Origin of the sequence: Pseudomonas prosekii, assembly GCF_900105155.1 — a bacterium.
GTDB lineage: Bacteria > Pseudomonadota > Gammaproteobacteria > Pseudomonadales > Pseudomonadaceae > Aquipseudomonas > Aquipseudomonas prosekii.
In genome coordinates, this window is record NZ_LT629762.1 from 2641149 (window position 1) to 2656866 (window position 15718).

The window sequence follows — 15718 nt, forward strand, 5'->3', positions numbered from 1 at the left end:
ATTATGGTGTGGTTCAAGCCTGCATTTCGCTGATGCCGACGTGGTGCAAAGCTGCGGCCAGGCTATCGACCTGCCGTTGCTCGGTGTCTTTGATTTCCTGTAATTGCTGAGTCAGCGACGGCGCGCCGAACACCCCGCGCAGCCCTTGGGAAACATCGCCGCTGCTGATCGAACGGCTGCCGAAAACGTTCAACGAATCGCGCCCGTTGTCGCTGTCCTGATGGAACAGGCTCGACAGCGTGCTGCTGCCAAACACCCCGCCATCGCCGCCGCCAAACCCGAGAAAGCCGTGGCCGGAACCGTCGCCCGCACTGTCGCTGCTGCCGAACACTTGCGCCAGGTAGCTCGGCGCCAATGCGCCGCGATTGATGAAAATATCCCCGAGCGGGCGAATGCCGTCGCCCAAGACCCGATCTTCGAACAACGGCGCAAAGGTCAGCGGCGAAGCGAGCGTGCCGGTCGGCGCGGCGAAGATCATCGGTTGCAGCGGCATACGCGGTTGATCAATCACCACCACCGGTTGCGAGACCCGGAACTCCGGATCCGGCGGGACCACCACAACCGTGGTCGACGGCGCGGTCACGGTGTTGATCGCATATCCGTTGGATTGAGTGGTGCCGCTGCCGGCGTTGCCGGAACCATCGGTGACGCCGGCGAGGTTCAAACTGATCGCGTTGTTGGCGTTGCTCAAGTTACCGATCGGGGTCAGCGTCGCGGTCCAGGTTTTGCCGCCGTCACTGCTGGCCAGATCGGACAAAGCGCCGTTGGCCACGCTGACGTCGGAGAGGTCAAAATCGCTTACCGCTTCGTTGAAGGTGAAGGTCACTAGCGAGGTCTGGCCGAGGCCCAGGTTCGGGTTGGCGACCACCACCGTGGCGCTCGGCTGCTCGCCGTCGATCACGTAGTTGTTGGACACCGCAACGGCCGCGCCGCTGTTGCCGGAGAGGTCGGCAACGTTGCTGGTGTCGAGCGCGATGAAGTTGCTCGGGTCGCTGATATTCGCGGTCGGCGTGAAGGTCGCGGTCCAGGTTTTACCGCCGTCGCTGCTGGCCAGATTGGTCAGCTCGCCGTTGGTCACGCTGAGGTCCGAGAGATCAAAATCACTGACGGTTTCAGTGAAAGTGATGGTCACCAAAGAGCTCTGGCCGATGCCCAGGTTCGGGTTGGCGACGACGATGGTTGCGGTCGGGCGCGTCGCGTCCAGCGTGTAGTTGTTGGAGATGGCGATCCCCGCGCCAGCATTGCCTGCGGCGTCGACCACGTTGCTGCTGTCGAGCAGGATCAGGTTGCTGGTGTCGCTGATATTGGCGGTCGGCGTCAGCGTCGCGATCCAGGTCTTGCCGCCGTCGTTGCTGAGCAAATTGCTCAGCGTGCCGTTGGCGACGCTGAGGTCCGAGAGGTCGAAACCGGCAACGGCCTCGGTGAACGTGATCGTCACCGTGGTGGTCTGGCCAATGCCCAAACGGTTATCCGCGACGGCGATGGTCGCGGTTGGCCGCGCGGTGTCGATCGCATAGTTGTTGGAATCGGAGCTGCCCACACCGCTGTTGCCCGATGCGTTGATCACGCCGCTGTTGTCGAGGCTGATCAGGTTGCTCGTATCGGTGATGTTTTCGGTGGGCGTGAACGTCGCGATCCAAGTGATGCCGCCGTCGCTCGACAACACATTGCTCAACGTGCCATTGGCGATGCTCAGGTCGGCGTTGCTGAAACCGCTGACCGCTTCGCTGAAGGTGATGGTCACCACCGACGTTTCGCCAGCCTTGAGGGCGTTATCGGCGACGACGATGGTCGCGGTCGGCACTTGGGTTTCGACCACGTAATTGGCGGAATCGGTGGTGCCGGCGCCGGTGTTGCCGGCCAGATCGGCGATGCCGCTGTTGTTCAGGCTGATCAGGTTGCTGGCGTCGGTGATGCCGGCGGTCGGGGTGAACGTGGCGGTCCAGGTGATCCCGCCGTCGCTGCTGCTGACCGCGCTCAGTGTGCCGTTGGCGACGCTTAAATCGGCGTTGTCAAAACCGCTCACGGCTTCACTGAAAGTGATGGTCACCAGCGAAGTTTCGCCGGGTTTCAGCGTGGTGTCGCTCAACACAATGGTCGCGGTTGGAGGCGCGCTGTCGATCACATAGTTGTTGGAATCGGTCAGGCCCGCCCCAGCGTTACCGGCCAGATCGATGACGCCGGCATTGTTCAGTGTGATGACGTTGCTAGCGTCGTTGATGCCGGTAATCGGGGTGAACGTGGCGGTCCAGGTCACGCCGCCGTCGCTGCTGCTGACCGCGCTCAACGTGCCATTGGCAACGTTCAGATCGGCGTTGGTGAAACCGCTCACGGCTTCGCTGAAGGTGATGGTCACCAGCGAAGTCTGGCCCAGCGCCAATGCATCGTTGGCAACAACGATGGTTGCGCTTGGGCGCGCGGTGTCGATTGCGTAGTTGTTCGAGTCGGTGGTGCCGACGCCAGCGTTACCCGAGGCATTTTGCACGCCGCTGTTGTCGAGGGTGATCAGGTTTGTGGTGTCGGTTATCGCATCGGTCGGCGTGAAAGTAGCGGTCCAGGTAATCCCGCCATCGCTGCTGCTGACCGCGCTGAGTGTGCCGTTGGCAACGGTCAAATCGGCGTTGCTGAATCCGCTGACCGCTTCGCTGAAAGTGATGGTTACCAGCGACGTTTCACCCACGCTCAGTGCGTTGTCAGCAACCACAACGGAGGCGGTCGGCAGCACGGTGTCGATGGTGAAGTTGGCCGAGTTGCTGACGCCAACGCCCGCGTTACCGGCAATGTCGGTCACGCCGGCATTGTTCAGGGTGATCAGGTTAGTGGTGTCTTTGACGCCGACTGTCGGGGTGAACGTGGCGGTCCAGGTAATGCCGCCATCGCTACTGCTGACCGCGCTCAGCGTGCCGTTCGGGACGCTCAAATCGCTGTTGTCGAAACCGCTGACCGCCTCGCTGAAAGTGATGGTCACCAGCGAGGTTTCGCCGGCGCTCAAAGTCGGGTCGGCAAGAACGATAGTGGCGGTCGGACGCAGGAAGTCGATCACGTAGTTGTTGGAATCGGTGTTGCCGCTGCCGGCATTACCCGCCGCATCTGCGATCCCGGTGTTGTCCAGAGTGATGACGTTGCTGGTGTCGTTGATGCCGGTGATCGGAGTAAACGTCGCGGTCCAGGTCACGCCACCGTCGCTGCTGCTGACCGCGCTCAACGTGCCATTGGCAACGTTCAGATCGGCGTTGGTGAAACCGCTCACGGCTTCGCTGAAGGTGATGGTCACCAGCGAAGTCTGGCCCAGCGCCAATGCGTCGTTGGCGACAACGATGGTCGCGGTTGGGCGCATGGTGTCGATGGCGTAGTTGTTCGAATCGGTGGAGCCGACGCCAGCATTGCCGGACGCATTGACCACGCCGCTGTTGTCCAGGGTGATCAGGTTGCTGGTGTCGGTAATTGCGTTGGTCGGCGTAAAAGTGGCCGTCCAGGTAATCCCGCCATCACTGCTGCTGACCGCGCTGAGCGTGCCATTGGCAATCGTCAAATCGGCGTTGCTGAAACCGCTGACCGCTTCCGAGAACGTGACGGTCACCAGCGAGGTTTCACCGATGTTCAGTGCGGTGTCGGCGACCACAATGGTGGCGGTCGGCAGCACGGTGTCGATCGTGAAGTTGGCCGAGTTGGTGATGCCGATACCCGCGTTGCCGGCGAGATCGGCCACGCCGCCGTTGTTCAGACTGATCAGGTTAGTGGTGTCACGCACGCCAACCGTTGGCGTGAGGGTCGCGGTCCAGGTAATGCCGCCATCGCTACTGCTGACCGCGCTCAGCGTGCCGTTGGGAACGCTCAAATCACTGTTGTCGAAACCGCTGACCGCCTCGCTGAAAGTGATGGTCACCAAGGAGGTTTCGCCGGCACTCAGGGTTGGGTCGGCAACGACGATGGTGGCGGTTGGACGCAGGCTGTCGATCACGTAGTTGTTGGAATCGGTGGTGCCCGACCCGGCGTTGCCGGCCACGTCCGCGACCCCGGTGTTGTTCAGGGTGATGATATTGGTCGCGTCGTTGACGCTGGCGCTCGGCGTGAGGGTCGCGGTGTAGGTGATGTTGTCGCTGGTGGTCAGGCCGCTCAGGGTGCCGTTTTGTACGGTGAAGTCGGCAAGGGTCAGGCCGGTTACCGCTTCGTTGAAGGTGATGGTCACCACCGAAGTCTGGCCGAGGGCCAGGGTCGGGTCGGCGACGACCACGGTCGCGGTAGGACGCTGGGTGTCGATGGCGTAGTTGTTCGAGTCGGTGCTGCCGACGCCGACGTTGCCAGAGACAGCGGCTTGTACGCCGGTGTTGTTCAGGGTGATCAGGTTGCTCACATCAGTGATGGCGTTAGTCGGGGAGAAGGTCGCCGTCCAAGTGATGCCGCCATCGCCGCTGCTGACCGCCGTCAACGTGCCGTTGGCGATGGTCAAGTCGGCGTTGGTGAATCCGGTCACGGCTTCGGAGAAGGTGATGGTCACCAGCGAGGTTTCGCCGATGTTCAGCGCATTGTCGGCGACTACGATTGTCGCGGTCGGCGCCACGGTGTCGATGGTGTAGTTGCCGGAGTTGGTGGTGCCTGTGCCCGCATTGCCAGCCAGGTCAGCGATGCCGGTGTTGGCCAGGGTAATAATGTTGGTCGTGTCTTTGACGCCAGCGGTCGGGGTGAAAATCGCGGTCCAGGTGATGCCGCCGTCGCCGCTGCTGACGGCAGTCAATGTGCCGTTGGCAATCGCCAGGTCGGCGTTGGTGAAACCGCTTACCGCTTCGCTGAAGGTGATGGTCACCAGCGAAGTCTCGCCGACGCTAAGGGCCGGGTCCGCGAGGACGATGGTCGCTGTCGGGCGCAGGGTGTCGATCGCGTAATTATTGGAATCGGTGGTGCCGCTGCCGGCGTTGCCCGCCAAGTCGGCTACGCCGGTGTTGTCGAGGGTGATCAGGTTGGTCGCGTCGGTGATGCTGGTGGTCGGCGTGAACGTTGCGGTCCAGGTAATCCCGCCATCGGCGCTGCTCACCGCCGTCAATGTGCCGTTGGCAATGGTCAAATCGGCGTTGGTGAAACCGCTCACGGCTTCACTGAAGGTGATGGTCACTAGCGACGTGTCGCCGATTTTCAGCGCGGTGTCGGCCAACACAATGGTCGCCGTCGGGCGCACGGTGTCGACGGAGTAGTTGCCGGAGTTGGTGACGCCCGTGCCGACGTTGCCGGAACTGGCGGCCTGAATGCCGGTGTTGTCCAGGGTGATGATGTTAGTCGCGTCGGTGATGCTGGCGGTCGGGGTGAACGTCGCCGTCCAGGTAATCCCGCCATCGCTGCTGCTCACGGCGCTGAGCGTGCCGTTGGCGATGGTCAGATCAGCGTTGGTGAAACCGGTAACCGCTTGGCTGAACGTGATGGTCACCGGCGAGGTGTCGCCGATTTTCAGCGCGGTGTCGGCCAAGACGATGGTCGCGGTCGGGCGCACGGTGTCGACGATGTAATTGCCGGAGTTGCTGGTGCCGCTGCCGGTGTTACCCGCCAGGTCAGCCACGCCAGTGTTGGCCAGGGTGATGATGTTGGTTGTGTCAGTGATACCGGCAGTCGGGGTGAATGTTGCAGTCCAGGTGATGCCGCCATCGCTGCTGCTCACCGCGCTCAGTGTGCCGTTGGCGATGCTCAGGTCAGCGTTGGTAAACCCGCTGACCGCTTCGCTGAAGGTGATAGTCACCAGCGAGGTTTCACCGGCGCTCAGGTTGCTGTCGGCGAGCACGATGGTCGCGGTCGGGCGCTGGGTGTCGACCGTATAGTTGGCGGAATCGGTGGTGCCCGTGCCGGCGTTGCCTGCCAGATCGCTGACCCCGGTATTGTTCAGGGTGATCACGTTGCTCGTGTCGGTGATGCTCGCGCTCGGGGTAAAGGTGCCCGTCCAGGTGATGCCGCCGTCGCTGCTGCTGACCGCCGTCATGCTGCCATTGACGAGGGTCAGATCAGCGTTGGTGAAACCGCTTACGGCTTCGCTGAAGGTGATGGTCACCAGCGAGGTATCGCCGATTCTCAGCGCGGTGTCCGCCATCACGATCGTCGCGGTTGGGCGCTGGGTGTCGATCGCGTAATTGTTCGAGTTGATGACGCCAAGCCCGGCGTTGCCGGACAGGTCTTGCACGCCGGTCTTGTCCAGCGTGATGAGGTTGGTGCTATCGGTCACGCCGGCGGTTGGGGTGAAGGTTGCCGTCCAGGTGATGCCGCCGTCGCTGCTGCTCACCGCGCTGAGCGTGCCGTTGGCGATGGTCAGGTCGGCGTTGGTGAAACCGGTCACGGCCTCACTGAAGGTGATAGTCACCAGCGAGGTTTCGCTGCTGTTCAGGGCGTTGTCGGCGACGACGATGCTCGCAGTCGGCGCCACGGTGTCGCTGATCACGTAGTTGTTGGAGGTGCCGGTGCCGGTGCCGATGTTGCCGGCCAGATCCTGGACACCCGGGGTGTTGAGGGTGATGGCGTTGGTCGGCGCGTTGATATTGCCCGCCGCCGTCAACGTCGCAGTCCAGGTAATGCCGCCGTCGCTGCTGCTCACCGCGCTCAGCGTGCCGTTGGCGACGGTCAGGTCGGCGTTGGTGAAACCGTTCACCGCTTCACTGAAGGTGATGGTCACCAATGAGGTGCCGCCGGAATTCAGGTTGGTGTTGGCGACGATGATGCTGGACACGGTCGGTGGCGTGACATCCGGCAAGTAGTTGGTATCGACCACGCCGCCGTCGTTGAAGATGTTGTTCACCGCCGCCGGGACGCTGCCCGTACTGCCGCCGCCCGCCGCCAGGCCACCCGCGCCGCTGCCGCCGGCGTTACCGGCCAGGGCGCCAAAGTTGGCCGCCGTCATCAGCAGCGTGCCTTTGTTCCAGATCGCGCCGACGCCTTTGCCGGCCGCGCCACCGTTGTCAGAGGAGCCGCCCAGGCCACCGCCACCGCCACCGCCGCCACCCGCCGCGACGTTATTGGAGATGACGGACGTACCGACAACCGTCAGGGTGCCGGTCGAGGCGTTGTAGATACCGCCGGATGCCGACGAGCCGGCCCGGCCGGGACGGTCCCAACCAGAGCCACCGCCACCGCCGCCGATGGACACGGTGCCGTTGCTCGCCGTGCCGCCAGCGCCGCCGCTGCTGTAATTGGACGCGCCAATGCCGCCGGCGCCGCCGACGGTGGTCCCGCCTCTGCCGCCCATGTAATCGGAGTTGTAGGTGCCGCCATTACCGCCACTGCCCGCCCCGCCGGCCGTACCGGCATAAACGCCAGTGCCGAAACCGGCGGCGCCACCACGACCACCGGTTTGGCCACCGAGCGAGCCGCCGCCACCACCGCCACCGCCGACCGCACCGCCGCCATAAGGCGCAGTGACGCCACCGCCACCGCCGCCGCCCGAGGCCGCGTTTTCGGTGACGGTGACGTTTCTGAGGGTCAGGTTGCCGGAGTTGAGAATCCCGCCGCCCATCGCCCCGGCACCGTCCGTGCCCGCCGCCGCGCCTACACCGGCGACCATGCCTTTGGTGATCACCAAGCCGTCAAGGGTAGCGGTGACGCCGGAATTGACCTGCAACACGCGGGTTTTGTACTGGCCGTCGAGGGTGACTTCGGCCACGCCGTCGTTATTCAGGTCACCGTCGATGATGACGTTTTTGGTCAGGGTCAGTTGCGAGTTCAGCGCGACGGTCATGCCGGTGCTGAAGGTCACGGTATCGCCGGCCACCGCACTGGACAGGGCAGTACGCAACGAACCGACGCCGCTGTCGGCGTTGTTGACCACGGTCAGCGTCGCCAGGCTGTACTGATAACCGGCCAGCGATGCCGAGGACAGCACGCTGCGGCTTTCAATCGTGCCGGTGGCGATTTCCAGATCCCAGTCGCCGCCCACGCCGGTGCGGTTGGTCGACGCAGCGATGTCGCGCCCGGTGAGCTGCGCCAGCGAGTCGACAAAACTCACGCCACGCTCGCCGGCGCCGGTGTTGCAGGCGTAAATCAGGATGTCGCCACCGACGTTGAGGTCTTTGCCGATTTCGGCCAGCACGGCGCTGCGTTCGTTGACGTTGTCGGCCGACAAGTAACTGTTGCCCAACCACAGATCGCCGGCATTGCCGTGGGCGATGATTTGCACCGAGCTCACGCCCTGATGCGTGTCCAGATAAGCGGCGATTTGCTGCAAGCCATCCTTGCTCGCGTCCAGCGTGACCACTTCCGTGCCGGGCGCCACACCCTTGAGCAGGCTATCGGTGTCCTTGATGCGTGAATCGACAAACACCACGCTTTGCCCCGGAACGGCGGTCAGCGAAGCGGCAGCCGGGGTCGCGGCCGAGGTGTTGTCGGCCTGGCCATGTGTGTCTTTGCTCGCCGTCGGGTGATCGGCGGTGGGTGCCTTGGCCGCGTCGGCGGTGGCTTGGCTATCGGCCTGCGCCGCGTCGGCGACTGTCGCCGCGACCGCGCCGTCGAACAGCATGCGCGGTTCCAAGGACATGATCATCGGCGAAGCCAGTACGCGTGCGCCTTGGGCCTTTTGCGATTTGCCGTTTTTCCACCACATGCTGCTCACCCGAACTCGAACTTTTACTGCCGCCATAAAAAACCGCGATCAATTGATCGCGGCATCGGATTTCATACGAATGACATTGGCGGCGCTGGATGACCCATCGTGCCAAAAGGACAGCTCTGCATATTTGTCGAACAAGTCCGGCGGCAAAATCGTGCGCCTCGACTCCAGCGCCACTTTGCGTTTGACCCGATGCAACCCCGCCACGCCCAGCGCCTGATCGAACTCGGGCGCGTCGTACACGAGGTTGTTGAAGTCATGCTCGAACCACGGCTCGCCGATGAATTCGTAGACCAGCCGCAGCACGCGCTCCGGCGCCTGGCTGAGCAGGTCGTAATCAACGATCAGCAGCGATTCGGCGTTTTCGCCGTAATAGGCTTCCTTGAGCGCGGTCCAGGCAAACCCGACCAGGCGATTGCGCTGGGCCAGGGTTTCGCAGCGGCTGTAGACGGTATTGCGCTCGGTTTCGTCGTTGAACAGCTTGGTGTTCTCGAACGGGTTGGCGCGGTACAGGCGTTCAAGGCTGTCCATCACCCAGGCAACGTTGCGCACGCAGGCAATGGTTTTGGCTTGGGGAAACAGGTCTTGCAGCGCCGGCAAGCGCGCGCACCACTGCCGGTTGGTGTCGAAAACCACCGGTTTGTCGGCCTGATCGGCGTAGTAGGAATCGAACAATCCGCGCAACAGGCGCCGACGCAAAGGGGTGTCGATCACCGCGCCGAACTCGCTGCCGGCGCTGCATTGTTCAAGAACACTGGTGAATAGCGTGCCGACCGGGCTACTCATCCCGGCGTGAAAACGCGGGTTTTGCAAAAGAATGGCGGAGAGCAGGGTCGACCCTGAGCGAGGCAGCCCCGAGATAAAGTGAAACTGCTGCATCCCTTCACCCTGATGTGTGAAAAATCCCTTTGGAGGATGAGCGTAATACATCAGATGCCGGATCGGATAGTGGTGTTTTGATATCAATTAGAAGCTAAAAAACCCCCGTTCCTTCACAAATATCGACCTAGACGCTTCGGCGTTTTTTCGCAGTCTGAAAAAAACCTTAACCGCACGCCCCATCGCCGATCCGCCGCCGATCCCTTGTAGGAGCTGAGCTTGCTCGCGAAAGCGCTCTGACAGTCGAAACACTGCCGCTAAACCACCACCCTCGCGAGCAACCCCGGACCGCAATCCCCCGTCCTCAACCAACTCCTCGCCAATTGCGTGCGACTTTTGCAACAGCGTCTACGCTGAGCACTGGCTCGGGCGGTAGCTTCGTGCCAGTACGTCTCTCCTTCCAAAAAACTCATGGATAAAACGACTATGGACGTGTTTCTCGGAACGATTCTTCCCTTCGGTTTCCCTTTTGCGCCAAGTGGCTGGATGCAAGCCAACGGGCAGACGCTACCGCTCAACCAGTACCAGGCGCTCTACGCGTTGCTGGGCGTCACCTACGGTGGCAATGGCTCGACCACTTTCATGCTGCCAAACCTGTGCGGGCGTTTGCCGATGCACCAGGGCCAAGGCGTCAACCTTACCAATCGGGTGATCGGCCAAGTGATTGGCACCGAAAACACCAACGTTCTCGTAGCTAACCTGCCGCCGCACGCGCCTGTCATCACCGCCACCGCCACATCGGCGCTGACCACCACTACCACGGTCAACCTCGCCAGCGTTCCCAGCACGGCGACCACCACACCGTCGAACGACAACGCCTACATTGGCGCTTCGGCGGCGGCAGGGCCAAGCTCTGCGGCGATTTTCTCGACCGCACTCGGCGCCAATCCGGTCGCGCTCAAAGGTGTCGACAGCACCATCGGCGGCACCGTGAATGTCACCGCCACCGCGCAACCAATCGGCAGCGGCACACCGCTGGGCATCGTCAACCCGGTACTGGTGCTGAACTTCTGCGTCGCCCTGCAAGGTCTTTTCCCTTCGCGCAACTGACTCTGGCATCGGGGCCAATGGCCCCGACCCAGTTTTTTTGTTCAGAGGATTTTTCAGTGATTTTCAGGGAGCAGATTGATGCTTGATCAGATTACCGGCGAGCACTTCCGCGAGTTGCTCGGCACCTCCAAAGCGCTTTATCTCAGCGATGGCAGCCAGATTCCCGTGACGATCGTGTCGGTGGTCGACAAGCCCAATGCGCGCATGTCGGCCACTGGGCGAATGCCGTTCGGGGTGGAACTGAGCAGCCCGGCGCAAACCTCTTTCATCGACGGCCCTTGCGCCATCGAACTGCCGGAGCTGGGCCTGATTGAAGGCATTGTCGTTTCGCGCACCCCGGAGCTTGGGCGCGCCGCCGGGCACATTTACTTCGACATCACCGTTAACTGAGCAGCCCGTTTTGAGCTGACTGCGGCTGGCCCGGATACCAGACCAGCCGCTCGGCCGCGACGTTGCTTTCCTCGACCTGAAACCCCAGCGCCAGATAATGCCGGCGCGCATGCGGGTTATTCGCCCAGACCACCGTCGCCACCGGGCAGCGCACCTGTTCGGCGGCTTTCTGCACACCTTGCAACACCGTGCGCCCATGACCTTTGCCGCGCGCGGCGGGAATGAACGCCAGGTACAACACACGAATTTCGTTGGTGCCGAAATCGGCGGTCAACGCACCAATCGGCGTGCCGAGTTTTTCAACGACAAAGTGCATCGCGTTCGGGTAAGACTCGCCGGTGCCTTGTTCCTGCACGCGCATTTGTTGAGCGACCACTTCCTCGACCAACTCCTGCTCGCCATCGATCCATTGCAGATCGGGGCGCGCGGCGCGGTACAAACTGTGCAAAAACGGCCCGTCGCTGGCCGCCGATGGGCGCACCACCAGATCACCGACGTCTTTGGAATTATTGTTCAGCATTGCCAAGTCTCCCTGCGCTAGAAACCACTCTCCCTCACCCCCAACGCCGCCAACCGGCGCCAGGCAGTCCCCAACAACGATTCACTGCGACCTTGCATCACCACCACGCCGCGCAGCGGCTGGGTCGGCGCGGCAATGTTGTCCAGCGGCGTCATGCGCACCGCGTATTGCGCCTGCACCGGCTCGGGGCGCTGGCTCTGATCTCGGCGTACGGCAATCGGCCCGTGGTGATCGGAGGTCAACGCTTCCTGCTCGATAAACCGCGCGCCGTTGGCGTCGATTTCGCTCAATTGCACGGCGACAGCCGGGTGCATCGGGTCTTCGGCGATAAATCGGCCATCGGCGCCGGGCGCGATTCGCCACAACTCGGCTTCGGCCAGATAACCGCGCAATCGCGCACCGGGTTCGACGATGCGAGCCAGCGGTTCCTTGGGCGATAACCAGCGCCCGGCATTCAATTGCGGCAACACGTCGCGCACTTTGCCGGCCTGCGGTGCCCGAATCAGCAAGCGCTCGCGTTGCGCGGCCAACCCGCGATACTCGGCCACCGCTTCGGCCAGACGCTGCTCGACGATCCCGGCATCGGCCACGGTTTCACTGCGGCTGGCCTGACGGCGCATCTGCAATTGCTGAATCTGGATTTCGCGGCGGACGATGGCTTGGCGAGAATCGAGATCCGGCGATTCCAGTTCAATCAACACCTCGCCCTGCGCGACCATTTGCCCGTCGCGCACATTGACTTGCTTGACCCGTGAAGCGACCGGCGCATGCAAGGTGCTGACGCGCCCGGCCTCCAGCATCGACGGCAATTCCACGGCGCTGCGCCACGGCACCGCCAACAGCAAAACAATCGCCAGCAACCCCAACGCGCTGAGCAACACGCGCGGCGCATGCGCCTGATCGCGGCGCGTCCACCATTCGCGCCACTCCCGAACGATCGGCAAAAAAATGAACCAGATCAATTCGACGAACATCAGGAAAATGCCCAGCACCTTGAAAAACAAGTGATAGACCGCCAGCGCAATTCCGAAAAACAACACCGCGCGCCACAGCCACGCGCCGTAACCCCAAATCAGCAAACGCCGTTGCATCGACGGCGACCACGGTTCCGGTGCCGGCGCGCCGTAGCCAAACAGCGCCTCGCGCAAACGCCATCGGCACAGGGCAAACGCGCGGCCCTGGAGGTTGTCGACCTCCCAGAAATCGCTGAGCAAAAAATAACCGTCAAACCGCATGAACGGGTTGAGGTTGATCACCAACGTGGTGATCCACGTCGCGCTCGCCAGCATGAACGCCGCCGTGCGCGCCGGGCCATCGGGCAGCAGCGACCAGGCGAGCAATGCGAGGCAGGCCAGAAGCAATTCGGCAAACACCCCGCCGGCGCCGATAAACAATCGCGCGCGCCGGTCGTTGACCCGCCAGGCATCACTGACGTCGGTGTAGAACATCGGCAGCATCACCATGAACGCCACGCCCATGCTTTGCACCCGACAACCGGCGCGCTTGGCCATGAACGCGTGGCCGAACTCGTGGCACAGCTTGGCGAAAAACAGCGCCACACCGAACGCCAGCGCACCGCCGAGGCTGAACAGGTGCGGGAACGTGCCGATAAAGCGCTGCCAGTCGCGCGACACCAGAAACACCCCGAGCGCCAGCGTCGCCGGCAAACCGATGCGCAACGCATAGGGGCCGAAGCGCTGCAGCCACGGCCAGGCACGATTGAGAAACACGTCCGGGCGCCACAATGGAATGCGGAAAAACAGGTACTGATGCAAAAGGATCTGCCACAGCGTCTGGCGCTGCGCGGCGGTTTTCAGGCTGTAGCTCGCCCGTTGTTGCGGGTCGAGGGCGCTGATCAAATCATGCCCGCGCAGGAAATTCAGTAACTGCTCAAGCTCGGCGCCGTCGAGCGGCAGACCCGGTTCGCGATTGGCCGCGCGCAGCACTTGCTCGGGATCGCCCAGCGACCAGTGCCGGAGCAAACGCATGGCCGCTGCGCCGAGTTTGAAATAACGCCCGCGCACCGGATCGGCCAGGGTCCAGCGCGGCGAACCGTCGAGGGCCGGGGCCGCCGCTTGCAATTGCAGGTCGGCGCGCAGGCTCGGCAGGCTCATTTACAGGCCCACGCTTTGGCGCAAACCGGCCAGCGGCCGCCGCAGCAAATACAACGCCAGCGGCGCGCGGTCGCCGAAAATTTTCGCGGTGCCACGCAGGCCGATGCGGGGTGGCACTGCGTCGAAACTGGCGTCCAGCCGATAAGCCAATTGTCCGCCCGCCGTCGGCTGCGCTTCATAAGCCGAGCGTTCGAGTCGAGCCCGATGTCGCTGCAACGGATCGCTGTCGAGGAACAGCGAAACCTGCGCGCCCGGCTCCAGCGCAATGGCGTCACCCACCGCCAATTCGATGCGCAATTCGGCCTGATTCGGGTCGGCGATCTCCATCAAGCGCTCGCCGGTTTGCACCGGTTTGCCGGTCCAGCGTTCGGCGTCGGCAAACACCGCGATGCCGTCGCGTTCGGCGCGCACTTCGCTGCGTTTGAGCAACTCGCGGGCGTAATCGCGTTCGGCGCGTTTCTGCTCGACCCGCGCCGCCAACAAATCTATTTTCGAACTCGATTCCGCGTCGGCGAACGAACGCTGCGAATTGGCCCTGAGTTCTGCTTCAGCCACACCGAGTGCCCGTTCCGCGACATCAGCCTGAGCCTTGAGCGTGGTGCTTTCGAAGCGCAGCAGCAGGTCGCCGGTTTTCACCGCTTGATTGGGTTTGATCAGGAATTCGGCAATCACCCCGTCCAGCGGCGCGGCGACCACGCGGCCACCCAGCGGCACCACTTCGGCCGGCGCCAGCACCGATTGGCGCACCGGGATCAGCAGACACAGCAGCGCCGCCGCCACCAGCGCGATCTGACGTTTGCGCGTCCAGCGCAGCCGCCACGGTTTGCGCGGTTGCAGCGCCAGCCAGGCGTGGCTGTAGGTGTCGCCCAATTGCGACAGCAGCACTTGTTCGGAAGGATTCCAGGGATTATCGCGGGCCAGCCATAAACCGCCGAACACCGCGCCGGAGTGATCGACCAGCGGCAACCAGAACACCTGGGCGGCCGACAAGCTTTGCCAGTCGGCGCGGATTGATTCGCTGAGAGCATCGTGCGGGATCACCCGTGCCTGTTTCAGCACGTCGCGCTTGAACAGCTGCGCCACCGCTTGCTCGACGAACGCCACAAACGGCGCGTTCGGGTCCACCGCACTGACGCCGGTCACCGCTTGCACCTTGCCGGCAATCAACAGCGCCGCGTGGCGAAAACCAAACAGCGCCTGGCCGTCGTTCACCAGGCTGTAGGCCAACTGCGCCGAGGTGCGCGCGGCGCGGGTCTGGCGCTCAAGATCAAGAAACCGGGCGAAGACCTGTTCTGCCCCGCCGCTCAGCGGCGCGTTCACTTAAGCTCCGCGAAACGCGCCGTACCGCTCATGCCGGCCAATAATCCGTTGGCATTGGGCAACGTCGCTACCAGCAGCAAGGTTTGACTGCCTTCATCGATGCGCGCGCCGAGGCGCTTGACCGTGGCGTCCAGCGGTTGACCGGTTTCATCGGGAACAAAACTGAAGGTCTGGCCGGGCTTGAGCTTGCCCATCCAGCGCGAAGGAATCAGCAGATGGATTTCCAGCGTGCGATTGTCGACCACGTCCAGCAACGGCGCGCCCGCCGCCACGCTTTCATAACGCTGGACCTTGCGCTCGACCACCTGCCCGTCAAACGGCGCCAACACGCTGCAGCGCCGCACCTGAACCTGATAGACCTGCGACTGCGCCTGAGTCTCGCTGACCTTGGCTTCGGCCCGGGCCACTTCAAAGCGCCCGACCGAATTCAACGCCGCCAACTGCCGGTTATGCGCCAACTCTTCACTGGCGCCACGGCTGGCCGCTTGCGCCGCGTTGAGCTGCGCCTGAAAACCCGAACAGTCGAACTTCGCCAGCGTGTCGCCCTTCTTGAACGACTCGCCCTCGCTGAACGGCAACTCGACCACCCGCCCCGGCAACTCACTCGCCAACACCGCCTGATCGCGAGCGCGCAACACACCCCGCGCTTCACTGCTGGCCGGCGCCGCACCGGCACTGGCAACCGCCGAGCTATCCAGCAGCGGATCGTCTGCCGCAGGCGTTTGCGCCTGTACCGCGCACGTTACAAAGGTCAATCCCAGAACCCAACTACAAAAACGTGGCATCGCCGTTACTCCCTGACGGATTGCCGGAGTCTACGACAGCGGCGGGTAGCGTCAAGCGAATAGCCATCATCGGGGGGAAATGTGTTGT

Annotated in this window: 8 protein-coding genes; 2 read left to right on the top strand and 6 right to left on the bottom strand. The window is 63.0% G+C overall.

Annotated elements, in window-relative coordinates; genetic code table 11:
- Nucleotides 1–13 precede the first annotated feature (13 nt).
- A complete protein-coding gene (locus tag BLU01_RS12010; RefSeq protein ID WP_456238997.1) occupies nt 14–8506 on the bottom strand; it encodes an Ig-like domain-containing protein in 8493 nt (2830 codons plus the stop codon).
- 108 nt (nt 8507–8614) lie between these two features.
- Nucleotides 8615–9451 carry a sulfotransferase family protein gene (locus BLU01_RS12015; RefSeq protein WP_092275297.1) on the bottom strand — a complete coding sequence of 279 codons (837 nt, stop codon included), beginning with the start codon at nt 9449–9451 and terminating at the stop codon, nt 8615–8617.
- A 426-nt stretch (nt 9452–9877) separates the two neighbouring features.
- Here BLU01_RS12015 and BLU01_RS12020 point away from each other — a divergent pair, with 426 nt between their 5' ends.
- Nucleotides 9878–10501, top strand: a complete 624-nt coding sequence (locus tag BLU01_RS12020) for a phage tail protein (protein ID WP_092275300.1) — start codon at nt 9878–9880, stop codon at nt 10499–10501.
- A 78-nt stretch (nt 10502–10579) separates the two neighbouring features.
- The gene (locus BLU01_RS12025; RefSeq protein WP_092275303.1) at nt 10580–10891 is read left to right on the top strand and encodes a hypothetical protein; all 312 of its coding nucleotides are present in this window, start codon (nt 10580–10582) and stop codon (nt 10889–10891) included.
- Here BLU01_RS12025 and BLU01_RS12030 read toward each other — a convergent pair.
- The 4 genes from BLU01_RS12030 to BLU01_RS12045 are packed head-to-tail and all read right to left on the bottom strand — an operon-like array spanning nt 10884 to nt 15630.
- The gene (locus BLU01_RS12030; protein ID WP_092275306.1) at nt 10884–11411 is read right to left on the bottom strand and encodes a GNAT family N-acetyltransferase; all 528 of its coding nucleotides are present in this window, start codon (nt 11409–11411) and stop codon (nt 10884–10886) included. The genes BLU01_RS12025 and BLU01_RS12030 overlap by 8 nt on opposite strands.
- Nucleotides 11412–11428: 17 nt before the next feature.
- Nucleotides 11429–13525, bottom strand: a complete 2097-nt coding sequence (locus tag BLU01_RS12035; RefSeq protein ID WP_092275308.1) for an efflux RND transporter periplasmic adaptor subunit — start codon at nt 13523–13525, stop codon at nt 11429–11431.
- On the bottom strand, nt 13526–14845 hold the full coding sequence (locus tag BLU01_RS12040; protein WP_092275311.1) for an efflux RND transporter periplasmic adaptor subunit: 1320 nt from the start codon (nt 14843–14845) through the stop codon (nt 13526–13528). It lies immediately after the preceding gene.
- Nucleotides 14842–15630 carry an efflux RND transporter periplasmic adaptor subunit gene (locus BLU01_RS12045; RefSeq protein WP_092275314.1) on the bottom strand — a complete coding sequence of 263 codons (789 nt, stop codon included), beginning with the start codon at nt 15628–15630 and terminating at the stop codon, nt 14842–14844. Before BLU01_RS12045 ends, BLU01_RS12040 begins: the two co-directional genes overlap by 4 nt.
- Nucleotides 15631–15718 lie beyond the last annotated feature (88 nt).